Source organism: Demequina sp., from assembly GCF_016278765.1.
In the GTDB taxonomy this organism is placed as follows: Bacteria; Actinomycetota; Actinomycetes; order Actinomycetales; family Demequinaceae; genus Demequina.
In genome coordinates this window covers 44,319-67,301 of record NZ_JADQBE010000040.1, presented here as the reverse complement: position 1 = coordinate 67,301, position 22,983 = coordinate 44,319, and the positions used below count along the sequence as shown (strand labels likewise).

19 protein-coding genes are annotated in these 22,983 nt (G+C 66.1%); all 19 read right to left on the bottom strand.

The genetic code is table 11. The features are described from left to right. Positions 1–33: 33 nt before the first annotated feature. Complete coding sequence (gene gtfA / locus QZZ29_RS07675; protein ID WP_291382402.1) at positions 34–1,530, bottom strand: sucrose phosphorylase; 1,497 nt, start codon at positions 1,528–1,530, stop codon at positions 34–36. 152 nt (positions 1,531–1,682) lie between these two features. Further along, entirely contained in the window at positions 1,683–3,101 is a 1,419-nt protein-coding gene (gene pyk / locus QZZ29_RS07670; RefSeq protein ID WP_291382401.1) for a pyruvate kinase, read from the bottom strand. A 20-nt stretch (positions 3,102–3,121) separates the two neighbouring features. Beyond that, positions 3,122–4,591 carry a glutamate synthase subunit beta gene (locus tag QZZ29_RS07665; RefSeq protein ID WP_291382400.1) on the bottom strand — a complete coding sequence of 490 codons (1,470 nt, stop codon included), beginning with the start codon at positions 4,589–4,591 and terminating at the stop codon, positions 3,122–3,124. Then, positions 4,584–9,116, bottom strand: coding sequence for a glutamate synthase large subunit (gene gltB, locus QZZ29_RS07660; RefSeq protein ID WP_291382399.1), 4,533 nt, complete (start codon positions 9,114–9,116; stop codon positions 4,584–4,586). Before gltB ends, QZZ29_RS07665 begins: the two co-directional genes overlap by 8 nt. A 118-nt stretch (positions 9,117–9,234) precedes the next feature. After that, positions 9,235–10,092, bottom strand: coding sequence for a prolipoprotein diacylglyceryl transferase (gene lgt / locus QZZ29_RS07655; protein ID WP_291382438.1), 858 nt, complete (start codon positions 10,090–10,092; stop codon positions 9,235–9,237). Between the two features lie 5 nt (positions 10,093–10,097). Next, on the bottom strand, positions 10,098–10,898 hold the full coding sequence (trpA, locus tag QZZ29_RS07650) for a tryptophan synthase subunit alpha (protein WP_291382398.1): 801 nt from the start codon (positions 10,896–10,898) through the stop codon (positions 10,098–10,100). Then, positions 10,895–12,106, bottom strand: coding sequence for a tryptophan synthase subunit beta (gene trpB, locus QZZ29_RS07645; RefSeq protein WP_291382397.1), 1,212 nt, complete (start codon positions 12,104–12,106; stop codon positions 10,895–10,897). The genes trpA and trpB overlap by 4 nt, the downstream gene beginning before the upstream one ends. Continuing rightward, complete coding sequence (gene trpC / locus QZZ29_RS07640; protein ID WP_291382396.1) at positions 12,103–12,912, bottom strand: indole-3-glycerol phosphate synthase TrpC; 810 nt, start codon at positions 12,910–12,912, stop codon at positions 12,103–12,105. Before trpC ends, trpB begins: the two co-directional genes overlap by 4 nt. A 69-nt stretch (positions 12,913–12,981) precedes the next feature. Further along, positions 12,982–13,410, bottom strand: coding sequence for a DUF2752 domain-containing protein (locus QZZ29_RS07635; protein ID WP_291382395.1), 429 nt, complete (start codon positions 13,408–13,410; stop codon positions 12,982–12,984). 4 nt (positions 13,411–13,414) lie between these two features. Continuing rightward, positions 13,415–13,723, bottom strand: a complete 309-nt coding sequence (locus QZZ29_RS07630) for a DUF4190 domain-containing protein (protein ID WP_291382394.1) — start codon at positions 13,721–13,723, stop codon at positions 13,415–13,417. A gap of 44 nt (positions 13,724–13,767) precedes the next feature. Continuing rightward, the gene (locus QZZ29_RS07625) at positions 13,768–14,007 is read right to left on the bottom strand and encodes an HGxxPAAW family protein (protein WP_291382393.1); all 240 of its coding nucleotides are present in this window, start codon (positions 14,005–14,007) and stop codon (positions 13,768–13,770) included. A gap of 27 nt (positions 14,008–14,034) precedes the next feature. Continuing rightward, on the bottom strand, positions 14,035–15,594 hold the full coding sequence (locus QZZ29_RS07620) for an anthranilate synthase component I (RefSeq protein WP_291382392.1): 1,560 nt from the start codon (positions 15,592–15,594) through the stop codon (positions 14,035–14,037). Then, positions 15,591–15,950, bottom strand: coding sequence for a phosphoribosyl-AMP cyclohydrolase (hisI, locus tag QZZ29_RS07615; RefSeq protein WP_291382391.1), 360 nt, complete (start codon positions 15,948–15,950; stop codon positions 15,591–15,593). The genes QZZ29_RS07620 and hisI overlap by 4 nt, the downstream gene beginning before the upstream one ends. A gap of 36 nt (positions 15,951–15,986) precedes the next feature. Beyond that, positions 15,987–17,795, bottom strand: coding sequence for an ABC transporter ATP-binding protein (locus tag QZZ29_RS07610; protein WP_291382390.1), 1,809 nt, complete (start codon positions 17,793–17,795; stop codon positions 15,987–15,989). Then, complete coding sequence (locus QZZ29_RS07605) at positions 17,792–19,654, bottom strand: ABC transporter ATP-binding protein (protein WP_291382389.1); 1,863 nt, start codon at positions 19,652–19,654, stop codon at positions 17,792–17,794. The genes QZZ29_RS07610 and QZZ29_RS07605 overlap by 4 nt, the downstream gene beginning before the upstream one ends. Further along, on the bottom strand, positions 19,651–20,421 hold the full coding sequence (gene hisF / locus QZZ29_RS07600) for an imidazole glycerol phosphate synthase subunit HisF (RefSeq protein ID WP_291382437.1): 771 nt from the start codon (positions 20,419–20,421) through the stop codon (positions 19,651–19,653). Before hisF ends, QZZ29_RS07605 begins: the two co-directional genes overlap by 4 nt. Further along, positions 20,421–21,335 (bottom strand): hypothetical protein, encoded by a 915-nt coding sequence (locus QZZ29_RS07595; RefSeq protein WP_291382388.1) that lies wholly within the window; start codon positions 21,333–21,335, stop codon positions 20,421–20,423. Before QZZ29_RS07595 ends, hisF begins: the two co-directional genes overlap by 1 nt. A 40-nt stretch (positions 21,336–21,375) precedes the next feature. Next, the gene (gene pafA, locus QZZ29_RS07590) at positions 21,376–22,782 is read right to left on the bottom strand and encodes a Pup--protein ligase (protein ID WP_291382387.1); all 1,407 of its coding nucleotides are present in this window, start codon (positions 22,780–22,782) and stop codon (positions 21,376–21,378) included. A gap of 6 nt (positions 22,783–22,788) precedes the next feature. Beyond that, positions 22,789–22,974 (bottom strand): ubiquitin-like protein Pup, encoded by a 186-nt coding sequence (locus tag QZZ29_RS07585; protein WP_291382386.1) that lies wholly within the window; start codon positions 22,972–22,974, stop codon positions 22,789–22,791. Positions 22,975–22,983: the final 9 nt, after the last annotated feature.

Sequence of the window (22,983 nt, the reverse complement as noted above, 5' to 3'; positions counted from 1 at the left end):
GCCAGTGCGCCGCCGATGCGGTGAGCGCTACCACTAGACAAGCACCGGCGGATCGATCAGCAGGTCGTCCGTCTTGCCCTCGACACCCTTATGGGACCACGCGAGACTTGCTGACGCCTCGCCCACGTAGACCGTGAGCTCGGCCCAGTCGCGCCAGTCGCTCCAATGCAGAGTGAGTGTCATGCCGTCGTCGGACATTCCGAAGACGTGGTCGCCATCGAATACCGGGAATTCACTCCGGAACTTGCACAGTGCCATGAGGGCCGCCACCACGGGCCGTTCCAGATCGGAAGCGATCTCCTGGCGGGCGTAGTAGTGGCGGTTGATGTCACGACCGATGCCGGTGCGCCCCAGCAACTCCACGTCGTTTCGGCCCGCCAAGGCTCCCACGTAGTACACCTGCGGGATACCGGGCACAAAGAACTGAATGGCGCGCGCCGCGAGATAGGCGCGGTCGTCGGCTCCGAGCGCGTCGTAGAACGTGCAGTTGACTTGGTAGAGGTCAAGATTGGATGCGGCGGCGCCGGTCGCGGCCGCACTGGACCCGCCGGACTTGGCGTGCATGGTCTTGACGAGAGCATCGATCGCCTCCGGAGGCAGCAGCCCCGGGCTGTCGGGAGCGGATGGGTCCGCGCCCACATCGATGACGCCGATGCCATCGTGAGTGTCAAGGACAGTCACCGCGTTATTTGGCCGGATGGTGAGCCACTCGTGAAGCGGCGCAGCGTCACCGGTGTAAAGGGCGTGGAGCACCAGGGGCGGCAAAGCAAAATCGTAGACCCTGTCCACTGCGTGGCCGATCTCGATCTGGCGACGGTAGTACGAGTGCACCTCCACCAGCACCTCGAGGCCCCTGGCGCGCGCCTTCGCCGTGAAATCGGAGATGAACCCATAGGTGTCATCGGTCATGAATGACGACGTGCCGGGAGTCTTCACGGCGTAACCCACCGCGTCCAGGCGCACGATGGTGGCCCCGGATGCCGAGACCGCATCGAGAATCGTATCGAGGTAACGCAGCGTCACAGGGCTGGCGACATCGATGTCGATCTGCTGGGGCGTGAATGTGGTCCACACCAGCCTGAGCTCGCCGCCCACCCGATAGGGGGTGAAGGGCAATCCCGGCCGAGGTCGGTAGATCTTGGTGAGGTCGGCCTCTGTCGCCCCGTCCGGGAAGACGGTCGACATGGTGAGGAACATCCCGTCGTGAGGCGACGCCGATCCTCGCTCGCACCAATCCTCAAACGCGGCGGAGGAACTGGACACGTGGTTCACGATGATGTCCACCATCAGGTCGCCTTGGGCGCCAAGCGCTCCCAAGTCCTCCCAACTACCCAACCTGGGGTCAACCTGCGTGTGGTCGACGGGGTCAAAACCCGCGTCTGCGCCATCGAATGGCGTGAAGAAGGGCAGCACGTGAACCCCGCCAAACGCGCCGGACCACGGTTCGCTCGCCATTAGCCGAGCCAGGCCAGGCACGTCCCCAGCGAGCCGATCGGCGTATGTGATGAGTTGGACCGCGTTGCGCGTCATGGTGACCACTCCCCTGTTCCCGCCGGCGCTTCGTCGCGACCGGTCGCGTGCGTTCGCACGCCCTCACCTCACTCTAGGACCGTCGGCACCGCAATGCGCCTGCAGAAAAGCCCGCCGACCCGAATCGGCGGGCCCCTCTGGACAATGCGGTACTAGCCGCGGACCTGACCCACCTTGTGCACCAGCACGGAGTTGGTCGTTCCGGGTATGCCCACGGGCGCTCCCGACACGACGACGACGTAGTCACCGTCGACGGCGCGACCGGACCTCTTCAGCATCGTGTCGACGATCCCCACCATCTCGTCGGTGTTCTCGGCCTTCTGAACAATCTCCGTCCTGACGCCCCAGGAAAGCGCCAGACGCTTCTGAGTCTTCGGGTTGGGAGTGAGCGCAATCATCGGCGTCTCGGGACGCAGGCGCGACATGCGCTGTGCAGAGTCACCCGACTGCGTGAAGGTGACGATGTACTTGACATCCAACACCTCCGCGATCTCTTTGGCCGCGTGAGTCACGGCGCCACCACGGGTCTTGGGAATCGATGTGTACGGCGCGATGCGGTGACGGCCCTTCTCTTCCGTGTTCTTGATGATGCGAGCCATCGTCTCCACAGTGATGATCGGGTAGTCGCCCACCGAGGTTTCGCCGGAGAGCATGACGGCGTCGGCGCCATCGAGAATGGCGTTCGCACAGTCGGACGTCTCGGCGCGGGTCGGAACCGGCGAATGCGTCATCGACTCGAGCACCTGCGTCGCCACAATCACGGGCTTAGCCTGCGAGCGGCACAGTTCGATGGCCTGTTTCTGGACGAGCGGGACGTCTTCGAGCGGGAGTTCCACACCCAGGTCGCCGCGCGCCACCATGACTCCGTCGAACGCATCGACGATCTCTTCAAGGTTCTCGACGGCCTGCGGCTTCTCCACCTTGGCGATCACGGGCAACGTGATGCCTTCCTCCGCCATGATCCGGGCCACATCGTCATAGTCGGCCGCGGAACGCACGAAAGACAGAGCGATGAAGTCCGCGCCGAGCCTGAGGCCCCAGCGCAAGTCGTCTTCGTCCTTCTCGGACAGAGCGGGGACCGACACGGCCACGCCGGGAAGGTTGATGCCCTTGTTGTTCGACACGGGACCAGGCACGACCACCCTGGTGACCACGTCGGTGTCGGTCACCGAGGTGACCTCGAGACGCACCTTGCCATCGTCGATCAGCAGCGAGTCTCCCACGTGGCAGTCGCCGGGCAGGCCCTTGAAGGTGGTGCCGCAGATGTCCTTGGTGCCCACCACGTCGCGGGTGGTAATGGTGAACACGTCGCCCACCGCGAGGTCGTGCGGGCCGTCGGCGAACTTCTCCAGGCGGATCTTGGGGCCCTGCAGGTCCACGAGCACGGCGACGTTGCGGCCAGCATCCTCGGCGGCGCGGCGGACATTCTGATAAACCTGCTCGTGCTCTTCGGCGCTGCCATGAGAGCGGTTGATGCGGGCGACGTCCATACCCGCATCCACCAGCTTGCGCATGTTCTCCAGCGAGGCCGTCGCCGGGCCGATGGTGCAGACAATCTTGGCGTTTCGCATGTTCTCCAACCTAGGGATCTTCAGGCCCGCAGCGCGAGCGTTCTCGCGGTCACGGGTGCCGGCAACTCGGTGTCACCGGTGAGGTATGTGTCGACAGCGGCCGCTGCGGCCCTGCCTTCGGCGATCGCCCAGACGACGAGTGATTGGCCACGACCAGCATCGCCCGCAACAAAGACGCCGTCAACGGCGGTTGCGAAGTGGTCGTTGCGCGCCACGGTGCCCCGCGGCGTGAAGCCGATGTGCTCGAGTTGGCTCAACGTGTCGCGCTGCGGCCCCGTAAAGCCCATCGAGATGAGCACGAGGTCTGCCGGGATCTCTTCTTCGGTGCCCGGCGCCGGCCCGCGGGTGCCGTCCGGCATGATCTGGGTGCGGGCGAGGCGCAACGTCGTGACATGCTCATCCTCGTCGGCCAGAAACTCGACGGTCGAAGCGAGGAACTTACGCTCCCCGCCCTCCTCATGCGAACTCGACACGTCGAACAGCACCGGGTGCGTGGGCCACGGCTGCGACCTGGGGTCGCGCTCGTCGGGTGGTCGCACGCCGATGGCGAGCGTCGTGACCGACTTGGCACCCTGGCGAAGCGCGGTGCCGAGGCAGTCCGAGCCGGTGTCTCCGCCGCCGATGATGATCACGTGCTTGTCCTTAGCGGTGATCTGGCGCTCGACGGTGTCGCCCGCAGCCACCTTGTTGCTCTGGGTGAGGTAGGGCATCGCGAAGTGGATGCCCCTATAGCGTCGCCCAGGAACCGGCAGATCACGCGGGACGCTAGACCCAGTGCAGATCAGCACGGCATCGAATCGGGCCCGAAGTTCGTCCCACTTGATGTCTTTGCCAATCTCCATAGACGTCCGGAACCGGGTTCCCTCGGCCTCCATCTGCTCGACGCGGCGGTCGATGTGGATCTTCTCCATTTTGAAGTCGGGCACGCCATATCGCATCAGGCCGCCGATGCGGTCGTCCTTCTCGTAGACCGCCACAGTGTGGCCGGCACGCGTGAGTTGTTGCGCGGCCGCCAAACCCGCTGGTCCGGAGCCCACCACGGCGATCGTCCTGCCCGTCTGACGCGTCGGCTCGAGGGGCTTGACGCTGCCCCGTTCGAAGGCCTCGTCGATGATCGAGACCTCGATGTTCTTGATGGTCACTGCGGGCTGGTTGATTCCCAGTACGCAACTCGTTTCGCACGGCGCGGGGCAGATGCGTCCCGTGAACTCGGGAAAGTTGTTGGTCGCGTGCAGACGGTCCAGGGCGTCGTCCCATTGGCCGCGCCAGACAAGGTCGTTCCACTCCGGAATGAGGTTGCCGAGCGGGCATCCCTGGTGGCAGAACGGGATGCCGCAGTCCATGCACCGTCCCGCCTGACGGTTCAGCGCCTCGGGATCTTTGGCGAGTTCGTCTTTGACGTACTTCCAGTCCATGAGCCTCACCGGCACGGGACGGCTCCTGGGGAGCTCCCTTTCACGGTGGTTCAGGAATCCACGGGGGTCAGCCACCGGTCACCTCCAAGAAGTTTTCCCACGCACCCGGCGCCTGGAGGTCCAGCCCCTTGGCGTCGAGTTCCGCGAGTGCCTCACGCACGCGGGCATACTGGGCGGGTAGCACACGAGTGAAACGCTCGCTTGACGCATCCCAGTTCGAGAGTACTTCACGACCGCGCGGCGAGTCCGTTTCCGCCACGTGGGTCTCCAGCAGCGAACGGACGATGACGACGTCCTCCGGGTCGAGCGGGCCGAGTGTCAACTCGCCCGACGCAAGAGCGGCCTTGTTGACTCGTTCCGGACGTAGATCCAGCACGTAGGCGGTGCCGCCAGACATTCCCGCACCGAAGTTTCGCCCCGTCCGGCCGAGGATCACGGCGGTTCCGCCCGTCATGTACTCGAGCCCGTGGTCGCCCACGCCTTCCACCACAGCGGTCGCGCCGGAGTTGCGCACCAGGAAGCGTTCGCCCACCTGGCCGCGCAGCAGGATCTGGCCGCTGGTGGCGCCATACCCGATGACGTTTCCGCCGATCACGTCGAGAGCGTCGTTGAGTGCAGCCGAGGCGTCGGGACGAACGATGACGCGGCCGCCAGACAGCCCCTTTGCCACATAGTCATTGGCGTCACCGAAGAGCCTCAAGGTGATGCCCTTGGGAACGAACGCCCCAAATGATTGGCCAGCAGAACCGGTAAAGTCCACCCAGATGGTGTCGTCCGGGAGGCCTTGCCCCTGGTAGCGACTGGTCACCTCGTACCCGAGCATCGTGCCGACGGTGCGGTTCGTGTTGCGCACGTCGTGGGCGAGTCGCACCGGCGTGCCCTTGTCGAGCGCCGCCTTGGCTTCCTTGATGAGTGTCAGGTCCAGGGCCTTGTCGAGGCCGTGATCCTGAGCGGTCGACTGGTGCAAGTTCGCTCCAGCGGGCGGGACCGCGAGGATGGGCGCAAGATCCAATCCCTGCGCCTTCCAGTGGTCGATCGCCGCGCGGGTGTCCAGCATCTCCACGTGACCCACCGCCTCCTCGATGGACCGGAAACCCAGGCGAGCCAACAGTTCGCGCACTTGCTGGGCGATGAACTCGAAGAACGTTTCGACGAACTCCGGCTTGCCGGTGTACCTGCCACGCAGTTCGGGGTTCTGGGTGGCGACGCCGACCGGGCAGGTGTCTTTGTGACACACGCGCATCATGATGCAGCCGGAGACCACCAGAGGGGCGGTCGCAAAGCCGAACTCCTCGGCGCCGAGCAGCATCGCCATGACCACATCGCGTCCAGTCTTCAACTGGCCGTCGACCTGTACCACGATGCGGTCGCGCAGGTCATTGCGCACGAGCGTCTGCTGGGTGTCGGCCAGGCCGATCTCCCACGGCGCACCCGCGTGCTTGAGAGAGTTGAGCGGGCTCGCACCGGTGCCGCCGTCCGAACCGGAGATGAGCACCACGTCCGACTTGCACTTGGCGACACCTGCGGCGATCGTTCCCACGCCGATCTCCGACACCAGCTTGGTGTGCACGCGCGCCTTGGGGTTGGAGTTCTTCAGGTCGTGGATCAACTGCTTGAGATCTTCGATCGAGTAGATGTCGTGGTGGGGCGGTGGCGAGATGAGGCCCACGCCGGGCGTGGAGTGACGCGTCTCAGCGATCCACGGGTACACCTTCGCTCCGGGAAGCTGCCCGCCCTCGCCCGGCTTTGCTCCCTGCGCCAACTTGATCTGCAGGTCGTCGGCATTCACCAGATACTCGCTGGTCACGCCAAAGCGGCCCGAGGCGACCTGCTTGATGGCGCTGCGACGCGTGGGGTCGTACAACCTCTCCGGAGACTCTCCGCCCTCACCCGTGTTGGACTTTCCGCCCAGCCTGTTCATGGCGACCGCAAGAGTCTCGTGGGCCTCCTGCGAGATCGATCCAAACGACATCGCGCCCGTGGTGAAGCGCTTGACGATGTCGCGCACGTGTTCCACTTCCTCGATGGGAACGGGCTCACGATCCGACGTGAAGTCGAGGAGCCCGCGCAGTGTCATGTGGCGCTTGGACTGGTTGTTGACGCGTTGCGCGTACTCGTTGAACAGCGCGTATTGGCGGGTGCGGGTCGAATGCTGAAGTTTGAACACCGTCTCGGGGTCAAACAGGTGCTCCTCGCCATCGCGGCGCCACTGGTACTCGCCGCCCGAGTTGAGGCGCCGGTGGGCGGGACGCTGGCCCGATGCGGGATAGGCATCGGCGTGACGTTCGGCGACTTCTCGCGCGATCACGTCAAGGCCGACGCCGTCGATCTGGCTCGGCGTGCCGGCGAAGTGCAGGTTGACCAACTCTCGAGACAGGCCGATCGCCTCGAATACCTGAGCCCCGCGGTACGAGGCGATCGTCGAAATCCCCATCTTCGACATGATCTTCAGGACGCCCTTGCCGAGCGCCTTGATGAGGTTCTTGACGGCCTGTTCCGCCGTGATGTCGGTGATGTAGCCGCGCCTGACCAGATCCTCGACCGTCTCCATCGCGAGATATGGGTTGACGGCGCCCACGCCGTAGCCGACGAGCAGCGCGACGTGGTGCACCTCGCGCACGTCTCCGGCCTCCACCACCAGCGACAGCTGCGTCCGGTTGTGGCGTCGCACCAAGTGGTGATGCACCGCGGCGGTCAACAGCAGCGAGGGAATCGGCGCATGGTCGGCGTCGGAATCGCGGTCAGACAGAATCAAGAAGCTGACGCCGTCCTCCAACGCACGGTCGACCTCGACGAAGATCTCCTCCAGGCGGGCCTCAAGCCCGGCACCGCCGGCGTGCACGTTGTAGAGCCCCTGAATGCGGCGCGACGAGAACACGCCACGCAAGCTGGGGTCCGCATCGATGTGAATGATCTTGGCGAGTTCGTCGTTGTCGATCACGGGAAAGTCGAGGATGACCTTGCGGGCGTGCTCCGGGGTCGCGGCGAGCAGGTTGGGCTCGGGCCCGATGGCGCCCCCGATGGCGGTCACGATTTCTTCCCGGATCGCATCGAGCGGCGGGTTGGTGACTTGCGCGAAGATCTGCGTGAAGTAGTCGAAGAGCAGCTTGGGTCGGTTCGAGAGCACCGCGATGGGGGTGTCGGAGCCCATGGCGCCGATCGGCTCCACCGCGGTCCTCGCCATCGGCTCAAGCAGGATCTTGAGCTCCTCTTCGGTGTAGCCAAACGTGCGCTGTCGGCGCACGACCGAGGCGCGCGAGTGCGTCACGTGCTCCCTGTCGGGCAACTCGGCCAGTCTCACGGCATTGTCGCTGACCCATTGAGCGTAGGGGTGCTCGGCCGCTAGCGCGGACTTCACCTCATCGTCCTCGACGATGCGACCCGCGGCCGTGTCGACCAGGAGCATGCGGCCGGGCTGCAGGCGGCCCTTGCGGACCACGGTGGCGGGGTCGATGTCCAGCAGGCCCGCCTCGGATCCGCACACCACGAGGCCGTCGTCCGTCACCCAGAACCGCCCCGGTCGCAGGCCGTTGCGATCCAGCGTGGCACCGATGAGCGTGCCGTCCGTGAAATGCAACGCCGCGGGGCCGTCCCAAGGCTCGATCAGCGCCGAGTGGTACTCGTAGAACGCGCGGCGCGACTCATCCATCTCGTCGTTGTTTTGCCATGCCTCCGGCATCATCATCAGCACGGCATGCGGCAACGGGCGTCCCGCCAAGTGCAGCAACTCCAGCACCTCGTCAAACGATGCGGTGTCCGACGCCGAGGGCGTGCAGACGGGCATGAGGTCCTTCAGCTCTCCGAGCAGCTCAGAGTGCAGGCGTCCTTCCCGTGCCGCGATCCAGTTGCGGTTTCCGCGCACCGTGTTGATCTCGCCGTTGTGCGCGATGAGGCGTAACGGCTGGGCCAACGGCCACGACGGGAAGGTATTGGTGGAGAAGCGCGAATGGACCAGAGCCAGTTCCGACGCGAACAGCGAATCGAGCAGATCAGGGAACACCTGCTCGAGCTGGTACGTGGTGAGCATGCCCTTGTACGTCAGCGTGCGTGCCGACAGCGACGCAAAGAACGGTCCGCCATTGTTCTCCGCGCGCTTCCGTACTCGGTACAGCCGGCGATCCAGATCGATGTCGCTCAGCTGATCCGCCACCACGAACACCTGGCGAAACGTGGGTGCGGCCGCACGGGCGGACGGGCCAAGCGAATCGAGCACGGCCGGCACATCACGCCAGCCCAGCACCACGGCATGCTCAGCGGCTGCCGCGTTCTCGAATGCCGCAGTCTCCGCGGCCTCCTTGCCGGGCGTCAGGAACGCAATGCCCACGCCGTACGACCCCATGTCGGGAAGATCGAAGTCCGTTCTCGCCTGCAGGAACTCGTGAGGAATCTGCGTCAGCATGCCCGCGCCGTCGCCGGTTTCCGTCTCGGCGCCCACGGCGCCGCGGTGTTCCAGGTTCTTCAGCGCGGTGAGGCCAAGATCGACGATGTCGTGCCCCGCGTGACCACGCAACGTCGCCACAAAGGCGACTCCACATGCGTCGTGCTCGTAGGCCGGGTCGTACAGTCCCGACGTGGGCTCGTCACCACCATGCGTGGCCATCACACCGTCCTTTGCCGTCCCGGCTCAAGGCCGTGAACTTCTTTGTATCGGGGCGCCATCGACCCGGTGTACACACGAATAGTCAGACTACCGCGTCCTCCTGGGCCCGCCAGAACCGTCAGTCCGTAGCGGCGACATCCCGTTGGTCAGCCGCAAGTTGGTCTCGCGGCAACCGCGGCCGCGCCGCTTGGCGCCTGCCCCACATCACAAACATGCCGATGCCGAGCAGCAGCACGCCGATCGACACCCATACATTGATGCGCAGTCCCAACACGTGCACAGCGGTATCGATCCGCACCATCTCGATCCACAGGCGGCCGGACACGTACACGATCACGTAGAGCCAGAAGACCCTGCCACCACGCAAGTCGAGCCGTCGATCGAGATAGACGATCAACGCCGCGCCTGCGAGATTCCACAGCAGTTCGTAAAGGAACGTCGGGTGGAAGCTGGCGAACTGCTCAAACCCATCGGGGCGAAATGCGGGATCGATCCGCACCGCCCACGGCAGGTCGGTCGGCCCACCGAACAACTCTTGGTTGAAGTAGTTGCCCATGCGGCCGATGGCTTGTGCGATGAGGATACCGGGCGCGGCGGCATCCATGAACGCCGTGAACGTCACACCGTGGCGACGCGCGCCGATGTAGGCGCCAAGCGATCCCAGGGCGACCGCTCCCCAGATGCCGAGCCCGCCCTCCCATATCTTGAACGCGTTCATCGGCTGGCCGCCAGCGCCAAAGTACGGCCCGGGCGTCGTGATGACGTGGTAGAGCCTGCCGCCGATGATGCCGAAGGGGATCGCCCAGAAGGCGACGTCAGCGACGACCTCGGACTTGCCGCCACGCTCAACCCATCGTTTCGTGGTGAGCCACAGGGCAACGAAGATGCCCGCCAGGATCCACAGCGAGTACGCACGCACCGTCAGCGGGCCCACCTGGTAGGCCGCCCACTCAACCGGCGGGCTGGGAAACGACACGTGAATCACGCCTCACCCCTTACTCCGCGAGCGAGCTCCGCGGTCTTGGTTCGCAGCGCATCGAGCGCGGCCTCTTCACCGTCATGTTCCACCAGGCACCGCACCAACGCTGAGCCGACGATCACGCCATCGGCAAAGCGCGCCACGTCTGCGGCCTGCGCCCCGGTCGACACTCCGAGGCCAACGCACACCCGCGGCGCGCCAGCCGCGCGCGTCGCCGCCACGAGCTTCTCGGCCCCTGCGCCCACCGTGGCCCGCTCCCCCGTCACACCCATGAGCGAAGCGGCATACACAAATCCCGTCGTCTCGGCGACCGTCATGTGCAGCCGCTCATGCGTCGAGCTGGGTGCCACCAGGAAGATCGTGTCCAGGCCGCGATCCCGCGCCGCCGCGAGCCACAAGCCTGCCGCGTCGGGCGTCAGGTCCGGCGTAATCGCGCCGGATCCGCCAGCCGCGACAAGGTCATCGGCGAAGCGTTCCAGGCCGTACTGCAGCATCGGGTTGTAGTAGGACATGACGACGGCGGGCGCCCCCGCGTCGGTCACTGCCTCGACTGCGGTGAAAGCGTCGGCAACGTGTGTGCCGCCCGCGAGCGCGCGTTCCGCGGCCCGTTGAATCGTGGGGCCATCCATCACTGGATCGGAATAGGGAAGGCCAACCTCGACAATGTCGACTCCGGCCTCCACCATCGCGACCATGGCCCGCACGGAGCGCTCCACGGAGGGAAAGCCCACGGGCAGGTAGCCGATGAGCGCCGAGCGGCCCTCGGCGCGAATGGCATCGAGCCGGTCGGTCAGCGAGCTCACTGCTGGGGCTCCTCGTCAAGCAAGTCGAAGTAGTGGGCGGCCGTCTCCACGTCCTTGTCTCCGCGGCCGGAGAGATTCACCAGCAAGGTGGCTTCGGGACCCAATTCGCGGCCGAGTCTCATGGCGCCAGCGAGCGCGTGAGCCGATTCGATCGCGGGAAGGATGCCCTCCGTGCGAGACAGCAAACGGAACGCCTCCATGGCCTCGGCATCGGTCACCGGCCAATACTCGGCACGACCCAAGTCCGCGAGCCACGCGTGTTGCGGACCCACTCCGGGATAGTCGAGTCCGGCCGAGATCGAGTGTGATGGCTGCGTCTGCCCATCGGCGTCCTGCAAGACGTAGGACATCGCCCCGTGCAACACGCCCGGCCGTCCGCCCGTGATGGACGACGCGTGCTTGCCGGTATCGACTCCGTCGCCTGCGGCCTCACAACCGATCAGCCGGACTCCGGCGTCGTCCAAGAACGCATCGAACATGCCAATCGCGTTGGAGCCGCCGCCCACGCAGGCGAGCACGGCACTGGGCAACCCGCCCAGAGCGGTCATCTGTTCGCGTGCCTCGCGCCCGATCACGCGTTGAAAGTCGCGCACCATCTCGGGGAACGGGTGCGGGCCAGCTGCGGTGCCGAAGATGTAGTTGGTGGTCTCCACGTTCGCGACCCAGTCGCGGTACGCCTCGTTGATTGCGTCCCGCAGAGTACGCGAGCCGGTGGTGACCGGAACCACGGTGGCGCCCAGCAGCCGCATGCGGGCGACGTTGAGCGCCTGCCGTTCGGTGTCCTCTTCGCCCATGTACACGGTGCATTCGAGGTCCATCAGCGCGGCCGCGGTCGCGGAGGCGACGCCGTGCTGGCCCGCGCCAGTCTCGGCGATCACGCGCGTCTTGCCGATGCGCTTTGTCAGCAGCGCCTGGCCCAGCACGTTGTTGATCTTGTGGGAGCCCGTGTGATTGAGGTCCTCGCGTTTGAGGAACACGCGTGCGCCGCCGCAATGGCTCGCAAAGCGCGGCACCTCGGTGATGATCGACGGGCGCCCCGTGTAATCACGCGCGAGTCGGTCGAGTTCCTCGCCGAAGGTGGGGTCGTGCTTGGCCTTGTCGTAGGCGTCCGTCAGTTCGTCGAGAGCGGCGACCAGCGCCTCCGGTACGAACCGCCCTCCGAACGTGCCAAAGAAGGGGCCGACAGCCCCGGAAAGCAGTGAGGTCACGGACGCACCGATCGCAGGGCGGGGTGTGCGCCTGCGGCGACCATTTCCGCAACCGCGGTGCGCGGGTCCTTGTCCTTCACGAGCGCCTCACCCACCAGCACGGCGTCGGCGCCCATACGCGCGTACTCGACCACATCGTGGCTGCCCCGGATGCCGGACTCGGCGACCTTGACGATGCCGTCAGGAATCGTCGGCGCCACACGCGAGAACGTGCCGCGATCGACTTCGAGAGTCTTGAGGTTGCGAGCGTTGACGCCGATCACCCGAGCGCCGGCGTCGACGGCGCGCTTCACCTCGAGTTCGTCGTGAACCTCGACCAAAGCACACATGCCGAGCGAGTGGATGCGCTCCACGAGGCTCTCGAGAGCCATCTGCTCGAGCGCCGCCACGATGAGGAGCACCATGTCGGCACCGTGGGCCCTGGCCTCCCACACCTGGTAGGGGGTCACGATGAAGTCCTTGCGGAGGATCGGCACGTCCACCTTGGCGCGAACGTCGTCGAGATCCTGAAGCGACCCGCCGAAGCGGCGCTGCTCGGTGAGGACCGAGATCACGCTCGCGCCCCCCGCCTCGTACTCCGTGGCGAGCGCCGCGGGATCTGTGATCTGCGCGATCTCGCCCTTCGAGGGGCTGGAGCGCTTGACCTCGGCAATGACCGAAACCTCGGCCGTCTGAAGCTTCTGGAGCGCGTCAACAGCGCTCGGACGCCGTCCCGCGCGCTCCTTGAGTTCGTCCATCGAAGTGGCGATTTCACGCGCTTCTAGGTCGCTGCGGACACCTGCGACAATTCCGTCAAGAACGCTCATGCGTTGCCACCTCCCCGGGTTCAATGGTACCGCCGTCCTGGGACCCCTGGGACCGGCGCGTCGACTCGGTCAGGGCCGCAAGAACTCCATCCCAGGCAGATTCCGCACCACCCAGAACACGCCCAGCAGTACGGGAATTGCGACGGCAACCCACGTGGGAATCCGCGGACGCGGAACCTTGTCGTTCGCCAGCGCGGCGATCCACCACGTCCATCCCAGGACGAGTGCCGGCACGATGCCAAGAACAACCAGCGCGTTCATATGCAACGCGCCGATCACGTTACCGTGAAGAAGATCGTGCACGGCGCGCAGCCCGCCGCAACCCGGGCAGTAATACCCCGAGCCTGCCAGAAACACGCACGACGGGAAGGCGCCCGGCTGATGGGGATTCCTCACCACCGTATACACGGCGATGGCGGCGAGAGAGGCGGTGACTGCACCCGGTAGGGTCCACTTTGACCCGGTCCTGTGGTGCGGCACCGCCTCTGTCGCCGTCATGAGATCAGGTGCCCGAGATTGAGGCGAAGGAACCGGTGAGCAGCGCGATCGCCCAGCCCACGGTCCCCAGAACGGTGCCCACAATGCCGAGGATGAAGCCGACGTTGCCGAGCGTGCCGTTGGTGGCCCGGCCCTCTGCAGCCGCCTTCTTGGAGTTGTTTCCCAAGATGATGGCGGGAATGCCCGTGAACAGGCCACAGCACAAGATCGACAGGATGCCGAGCACGAGTGCCCACACTCCGAGGCTGTTCTTCTCTTCTGAGCCGCCGACCGGCATCGCGATGGGTGGCGGAGGGGGAGGAATTTCCGTCATGTCGTTTCTCCTTTGGTAAGGCGGCTACGCAAGACTCGCGATGCCTAGCGGAGCGGTTGCCCGTGACCGAGCGCCCGCAGCGCCGCACCCACTGCCAGTGCGGCGACAACTACACCCGCGCCCACCCATACCAGGGCGAACAGCGGAATCATCAAACCCACCGTTGCGAACAGCGCGCCGAGCACGATGAGGCCATTCGTGGCCCACGCCGCGGGCGTCCGACCGTGGTTATCGGGGGCCGCGGCGGGAAGATTCTCGGGGTCGATCTGGTGGGACATCGTCATCACTCCTTCAAGGACTTGGGCAAGAGTCTAGTCAGAACCGGAGGCCACGAGCCGGTTAGCGCGCGAGACGGCCCTCAACATCGCGGCCGCCTTGTCACGTGTCTCCTGCGCCTCGGTCGCGGGCACGGAATCCGCCACAATGCCCGCCCCAGCTTGCACGTGCGCCACCCCGGACTCGATCACCGCCGTGCGAATGGCGATGGCGAGGTCCATGTTGCCCGCGAAGTCGAAATACCCGATGGCTCCACCGTAGAAGCCGCGGCGCACTGGTTCAAGTTCGTCGATGAGCGCGATGGCGCGTGGCTTGGGTGCTCCCGACAGAGTGCCCGCGGGGAAGGTCGCCACAAAGGCGTCGAGCGCGCTGGCATGGTCTTCGAGCTCGCCGACCACGATGGAGCAGATGTGCATGATGTGGCTGTAGCGATTGACGGCCATGAACTCCACGACCTCGACCGACGTGGGCACGCACACTTTCACCAGATCGTTGCGCGACAGGTCCACGAGCATGACGTGTTCGGCGACCTCTTTGGGATCGGCGAGCAACTCCGTCTCCAGCGCCTTGTCCATCTCGGGAGTCGCGCCGCGCGGCCGCGAGCCTGCGATGGGGTACGTGAGCACCGAGCGTTCCTTCACGGTAACGAGCGATTCCGGGCTCGCGCCAACGATGGCGAAGCGCCTGCCGTCGGCGTCCTCACACTCCACGTAGTACATGTAGGGGCTGGGGTTGAGGGTGCGGAGCACGCGGTACACATCGAGCGCAGACGCCGGGCATTCGGCGTCAAAGCGCTGCGACGGCACCACTTGGAATACATCACCGTCGCGGATGGACTCCTTCGCGAACTTCACCATCTTCTCGTACGCGCCTACCTCGGATCTCGCCGTCACGACACCCTCCGGCGCCGACGCATCGATCGCCATCGCTGGCAGGCGCGGGGCGACGGCCAGGGCCTCCTCCATGGCGTCGATGCGCTCCACGGCCGAGGCATAGGCCTCATCGATTCCGGTGGGTTGGGCATCGGTGTTGACCGCGTTGGCCACGAGCCACACTGAGCCGTCGACGTGATCGAGCACCGCGAGATCGGTCGCGAGCAGGAGGTGGGCATCGGGCAGGTCGAGCTCGCGCACCGCGTTGGCGGGAAGCGTAGGCTCCCACTGGCGAACGATGTCCCAGCCCAGGGCGCCCACCAGCCCACCCGTGAGCGGGGGCAATCCGGGAATCTGCTCGGAGGCGAGAACGTCGAGCGCTTGCTTGATGGTGGGCAGGGGCGCGCCATCCTCAAGGCCCGTGGGAATATCTCCCGTCCACCGCGCCACATCTCCCACGATCGTCAGCGCCGCCTGCGAGCGCACGCCCACAAAGGAGTAGCGCGAGCGCGAGCCGTCGGGTTGGGCGGATTCGAGGATGAACGTGCCTGAACGGGATGCACTCAGGGCCGCGTAGACGGCGACCGGCGTCCAGCCGTCGCCGAGAAGACGTCGCGCCACGGGCACCACCCGGTGCGTGGCTCCCAACGCCACGAATTCCTTGCGCGACGGCCAGGTGTCGCCCCAGTCGAGCGCCGGCGCGGCGACGGGCGTCGGCGTCACGACGGGGCTCCCACACCGAGTTCGAGGGCCCCGCCCTCGTCGAAGCATGAGATCTTGCCCGTGTGGCACGCTCCCCCGGTCTGATCCACCATCAGCAGCACGGCGTCGCCGTCGCAGTCCAGTTCCGCGCTGACGACGTGCTGGACGTGGCCCGAGGTCTCGCCCTTACGCCAGATCTCGTTCCGGCTGCGGCTGAAGTAGACGCCGCGCCGCGTGCGCAGCGTCTCGTCAAGCGCGTCGTCGTTCATCCACGCGACCATCAGCACCCGCAGTGTGGTGGCGTCTTGCACGACGGCGCTCACCAGGCCCGCTTCGTTGCGCTTGAGTCGCTGGGCAATCCCCTGGTCCAAAGGCATGGCGCCTATCCTTCCACGCCACGGTTGCAGCACCGGTCAGTCACGCGTCTGAGCCACCCACGCGCGGTGAAGCCGCGCATACGGTCCGTCGGCCGCGAGCAAGGCGGGATGTGGGCCGAATTCGACGAGTTCGCCGTTGTCCATGACCGCGACCAGGTCTGCCCGCTCGGCCGTCGACAATCGGTGCGCGATCACCACACTGGTGCGACCCTTCATGAGGCGTTCCAGCGCGCGCGAGATCCGCACCTCGGTGGCCGGGTCCACGGCCGACGTGGCCTCGTCGAGGATGAGAACGTCGGGATCGCGGAGGTAGGCCCTCGCGATGCTCACGAGTTGCCGCTCCCCCGCGCTCAACAGCTCGCCGCGCGCGCCGACCGGGGTGTCAAGCCCGTGAGCCGTGGCCTCCAGCCATCCGGTGAGCCCAAGCTCGGCGAAAGCCTCTGTTGCGGCACCGCGCAGGGCGTCCTGGTCGGCGTCCGGACGCGCGTACACCAGGTTGTCGAGCACCGTTCCCTCAAACAGGAAGCCCTCTTGAGGCACCACGGCCAATCGCGACCGCAGGTCCTTGAAACTCACGTCACGAAGGTCCACGCCGCCCAGCCTGATGTGTCCGGACGTCGGGTCGAAGAACCGCGACAGCAAACGTGCGAGCGACGTCTTGCCCGACCCTGTCTGACCGACGACCGCGAGTCGTTTGCCCGCCGGCACCGTCAGGGAGATGCCCTTGAGCACCTCCTCGTCGTCGTCATAGGTGAGCCGCACCGCTTCCACGGCGAGGTCAACCTTGCCGTCGGGAAGCGGCGTCGGGGTCTCCGGTTCGGCCACCGTGGTCGGCGCGTCGACCAACTCGATCACGCGTTGCCACCCGACCATGGCCCGCTGCATCTCGGCAAGCATCTCGATGATCCACATCAGTGGCCCCGAGAACATGTAGACCAGGAGCGCAAACGCCGCGACGGTGCCCACCGACAGGTCGCCCCTGACCCCCAGCGCCGTGCCCACCACCAGGGCCGCGCCCGTGGCGAGGGACTGACCAAAGGCGGTCATGGAGAAGCTCGCGGACGCCAGCCAGGCGGCACGGCGCTCCCGGCGGGCAATGCCGTCAATCTCTTCACGCAGTCGCGACCTCATCCGCTCCTGGACACCGTACGAGCGAATCGTCGCGACACCCACGAGCTGCTCGGAGGTTCGGCCCAGCAGGTCCGCCATGCGCGCCCTAATGTCGGAGAATGCGCGCCGGATGATGGGCTGGATCCGCAGCGTCACCACCAGCAAGGGGATGTAGCACGCGATCACCACGAGCGCGAGTTGCCACGAATACAGGGCCATCACCACAAACACGACGGTGGATTCGAAAGCGGCGACCAGCATGCCTGCGCCCGTCCACTGCATGAGGTCGCGCATGGTGTCCACGTCGCCGGTGACTCGGGACACGTAACGTCCCCGCTGCTCCGAGTTCTGGGTGAGCACGGACAGCCGGTGCACGTTGTGGAAAGCGCGCTTGCGCAAGGTGGCAAGCCCCGCTTCCGCGGCGATCACCATGCGGCGGCGCACTCGCCATTCGACGAGCATCGAGATGACGACCACGATGGCGCCGCCGACGACGAGGCGGTGCACCAGGTCGACGTTGACGCCTGACTCCGCCAGGAGTCCCTCATCCGTCACGCGCTGCGTGAGGTAGGGGACGGTCGCACGCGCCGATGCCGCCACGAGCGCGAGAAGCACCGTCACCCCGAGTCCCTTGCGGATCTCGGGCGAGATGGCGAAGCCACGCGCGAAGGTGTGGCGCAGACCCATACGAGCCTCGTCGTCCTGAGCTACGGGTGTACCAGGGGTGGCGGTCACTCGACATCACCTGCCTCGTCGCGCCTGCGTAGCGAATCGACCTCGTAGGCGGTGACCAGCTCCCGGTAGCCTGCGTCACGCGCGATCAGTTCCTGGTGAGTGCCAGCATCGACCACGGTGCCGTCATGCACATGGATCACCCGGTCCGCCAGCACGATCGACGCCAAACGATACGCAATCAACAGCACCGTGGGTCCGTGCCCGTCGGCGCGCAGCGCCGCAAGGATCTGCTGTTCGACGCCGGGATCGACCGCCGACGTGGCGTCGTCGAGTACCAGCACCCGAGGCTCGCGGACAAGCGCCCTCGCGATCGCGATGCGTTGACGCTGACCGCCGGACAGGTTCATTCCGCGCTCTTCGAGCGTGGCGTCCAGTGCATCCCCGCGATGGTGCAGGCCCCGCACGAGGTCGTCGATGGCGGCCCTGCGCAGGGCGGTCCACACGGCGTCGTCCGAAAAGTCCTCACCCAAGGTGATGTTGTCGCGCACCGTGCCCGCGAACACGAATGCCGTCTGCGGGACGAGGGACACGTGTGTCCCGAGCGCCTGAACCACCTGGATGTCCGTGTGGTCGATCAACACCTCGCCGCCCACGGCACGCGATAGCCGGGCCGCCGCCAACGCCACCGTGGTCTTGCCTGCACCCGTGGCGCCCACAAGCGCCGTCACGGTGCCCGGGTGCAACTCAAGCGAGACGTCCCTCACGATGATGACCGGTTCGCCATCGCCGTCGTCGGCCGCCACGTGCGCCGACCTGAAGGCGACGTGTCCCGCACCCTCACGAGGTACGGAGACGTGTCCGGGCTCGTCGACCTCCGTGGCCGCCGCGGAGATGCGGGCGATGCGCTGGAAAGATACGAGTGCGGAGGGCATCTGCCCCAGCACCCAGCCGACACCGCGGATCGGCACCGCCATGAGCGCCAACAGATAGACGGCGGTGACCACGTCCCCCACGCTGACGGCGCCCGCCGCCGCGCGGTGGGCACCGACCACCATGATCGCGAGGGAACTGAGCGGCACCATCGCGTCCATGAGCGGCTCAAACCAACTCGACACCGCGCCCACCCTGGTGTCGGCGTCGCGCAGCCCGTCCACCTTGGTGGCGAAGCGCTCGGACTCGCGTGCCTCTGCCCCCAGCGCCTTGACCACGGTGCCGCCCTCAAACGACTCGTGCGCGATGGTCGAGACTTCGGCGCGCAGGCTTTGTCCCGCGTCCCACAGCGGGCTAATGACCTTCTCGTAGAGGTAGTTCACGACGAGTATCGCGGGAACCACCATCATCGCGGTGATCGCCATCCACCCGTCCATGATGACCAGCCGGTAACCGGCCGCGACCATCATCGTGAACGACCCGACGGTAAACGCGAGTGGGTGCAACGGATTTGTCGCAGTCTCCGAGTCCGAGGACATGGCCGACAGCATCCGACCGGCGGGGTTGGCGCGATGCCAGCCGAGCGGCAACGCCGCAATCGCGTCGGCTACCACGGTGCGGTGACGGGCCCCCACTCGCGCGACCGCGCCGCCTTGGACCGCCCGTCGAATCATGATCAGCACGGCGTTGATCAGGCCGATGCCGACAAAGACGCCCCCCGCAAGCAGGACCGCCGTACCCGGGTCCTGGGTGCGTTCACCCCACCACCCCTGAACGGGTTTCCCGTCGATCGCGGGGATCACCACTTGGTCGACGATGAGCCCGAGCACGGATCCGAACACCACCGTGAGCACGCCAAACACCCCGGCAGCGGCGATGGCTACACCAAAGCGCCGCGGGGAGGTCCGCAGGGCGTGACCGAGAACGTGAAGGGTCTTCCGGCTGTACGACCCGCTCAGTTCGTATTCGGCCCGCCTCGCCGCCGTCACCGGACCGCGATGCCGGCGGAGCGCATCGCTTCCTTCACCTGGCGAATCGAGAGCGTCCCAAAGTGGAACACGCTCGCCGCGAGCACGGCGTCGGCACCCGCCTGGGCGGCCGCGACAAAGTCCTCGGGACGGCCGGCGCCGCCGGAGGCAATGAGGGGAATGGAGACGACGTCACGCACGTGCTTGATCATCGAAATGTCAAAACCGTCCGTCGTGCCATCGGCATCCATCGAATTGAGCAGGATCTCGCCCGCTCCCCTGTCTGCGCCCTCGCGCGCCCATTCGATCGCGTCGATGCCGGTTCCCCGGCGCCCGCCGTGCGTCGTGACCTCGTAACCCGAGGGCGTCACGGTGTCTCCTTGGCACCGTCGCGCGTCGACCGAGAGGACCAACACCTGGTTGCCGAATCGGCGCGCAATCTCGGAGATCAGTTCCGGTCGCGCTATCGCAGCCGTGTTCACGCCAACCTTGTCGGCGCCCGCGCGCAGCAGGCTGTCCACGTCGTCCGTGGTCCTGACGCCGCCGCCAACGGTGAGCGGAACAAACACCTGCTCAGCGGTGCGCCTGACCACGTCAAACATCGTTTCGCGACCGCCCGACGAGGCCGTCACATCGAGGAACGTCACCTCGTCGGCGCCCTCGCGGCCGTATTGAGCGGCCAGCTCCACGGGGTCCCCGGCGTCACGCAGATTGGCGAAGTTCACGCCCTTGACCACACGCCCAGCATCCACGTCCAGGCACGGAATCACCCGCACTGCGACGCCCATCAGGTCTCCCCGTTCCACACGTCCAGAATGTCGATCACCAAGATCAGGGTGCCTTCACCCGGATAGGCCCACTGCTCGGGCGCGACCAACATCACCTGTGAGCCCCCCGTTTGGTCGATGAGACCTTCGTCGAGGGCGCGCAACTGCTTCCCCAGGCCCAGCTGACCTTCGAACGGCGCCTGCTCCGGCAGCCACGACGACTGCCGCACGTCTCCGGCCTTCCAGGATTCCCCATCCTTCTCGCCATCGGCGCCGTAGACGATCTTGATCTGCGCCACGATGAAGGATCCGGGCACGACTTGGGGCCCGTCACCCTGCACCAAGGTTGCGATTGTCAGGTCTGCTGGGTACTCCCCCGTGGAGTTGAGGGTGATCGCAGGCTCGCCTGTCGCGGTCGTATTCACCTGGGGAAGCGTGTCGGCGATCTCGAGTCGTTCCCCAACCGCGTGGTCCGGCAAAACATCGATCACGATCGCGATGGCCGGTTCGTCGTCAAACTCGCCCGACGACGGCGCGACAGACAACACGCGGGTGCCGACGCGAGCCTTGAGCAACACTTTGTAGAGGTTCTCGCCCAGCAGCTCGGGCGCGAGGAGAAAAGACCTGGGCAGGCCGTCGTAGGTGTTTTCGAAGACCTGTGCCGTGGCGAGCGACTGGATGTACATGTCTAGCAAGAGCGGCTGCCCATCCACCAACTGCTCGCCCTCGCCTTGCCACATCACCTTCGATTGACTCAACGTAAAGTCGACTCCACCGGGCCAGGCAAGAGACGGCGCGAGCGTGTCTGACGGACCGACGGTGATCATCGAAACATCGCCGCGGTGAACGGACGGCGACACGCCCGTCTCGCCGCCGTCGCTACATGCGGTCAGCGTGAGAATAGCGGCGGCCACCACGGCCATCAGACGACTCACGCTTCCTCCCGACACAGATGCACCAGCATACTGGCGGGAGTCACCCGTCCAGCGCCTCCAGGAGAACGTCGACACGGTCGTCGAGGTTCCTGAACGGATCCTTCAACAGCACGGTGCGCGGCTCGTTCCCCGACAACTTGAGATGCACCCAGTCCACGGTGTAGTCCCTGCCCGACGCGAGCGCCGCGCGCACGAACCGACCGCGAAGTGCGGCGCGCGTGGTCGCGGGTGGTTCGGTGGTCGCCCGCACGATGTCCTGCTCGGAGACCACCCGTGACACCAGTCCGTCCGCCTGCAGGCGATTGAAGAGTCCCCGGGTGGGCGACACGTCGTGGAACGCCATCTCCAGCCGCGCCAGGCGCGGATCATCCAACGCGCACCCCAATCGGTCGCGGTAGCGTTCCAGCAGCCGGAACTTCACGGCCCACTCAAGCTCCGTCTCCACCTGCGAGGCGTCACCCGAGCGCACCGCGGCGATGCCGCGCTCCCACAGGTCCAGCACCTGCTCGGTCTCGTCGGTGCGTTCGATGACATCGTCCAGGCGGTCCCGTACCGCGATCAGACACGCCTCCTGCAGATCGGCTCCCGTCATGTGCCGCCCGTCGGCGAGTTCCACCGTTGCGGCGCCCGTGACGTCGTGAGCGATCGCTCGAATCGCCTGCATCTCGTTCGCGAGCGCCAGATCGGGCAACGTGAGACGTGCCTCGAGGATGCGCAAGAGCAGGTCGGTCGAGCCCATCTTGAGTCGCGTGGTCGGTTCCGTCATGGTGGAATCGCCCACGATCACGTGCATCCGCCGGTACAGATCTGCGTGAGCGTGGGGCTCGTCGCGCGTGTTGATCATGGGACGCGACCGCGTCGTCGCGGAGCTCATGCCCTCCCACATGTGGTCAGCGCGCGGCGAGAAACTGTAGTGCGCGCCCTGCGGCGTGCGGGTGATGCAACCCGAGCCCGTCACGATCTGACGCGACACGAAGAACGGCAGCAGCACCGACGCGAAGGCCTTGAAGTCCGCTCGCCGCCGCACCAGGTAGTTCTCGTGGCAGCCGTAACTGTTGCCGGCAGAGTCGGTGTTGTTCTTATAGAGATAGATCGAGCCTTCCAGGCCGGCCGCTGCGAGGCGCGCTTCGCCCTTCGCGACCAGGTCGTGGACGATGCGCTCCCCCGCCTTGTCGTACGCGACGACGTCCGTGAGGGAGTCGCACTCGGCCGTCGCGTATTCGGGATGAGCGCCCACGTCGATGTAGAGCCGCGAGCCGTTGGTGAGGAACACATTGGACGACCGTCCCCACTCGACGACCGAATGGAACAGGTGTCCCGCGACCTCTTCGGGGGTGACTGCTCGCGCGTTCGGGGCGTCAAAGTGCAGGCCGAACTCGGTCTCCAGACCCATGATTCTGCGCGCCGGATCGACCTCTTGGGCGGGCGGCACCTCGCCGAACATCATGTGCTGCTACTGCCCGCCCTTTTGCACGAAGGATCGGACGAATTGCGAAGCGTTCGTCTGGATGGTGTCGTCGATTTCGTCCAGCAGCGAGTCGAGCGCGTCGGTGTTCGCCTGAGCGGCGGGAGCGGCGGGGGCGTCCGGCTCCGGGGCGTCGTCCTCAAACGGAGACGACGATGAGGTGGTCTGAGGCATGCCTCTAGC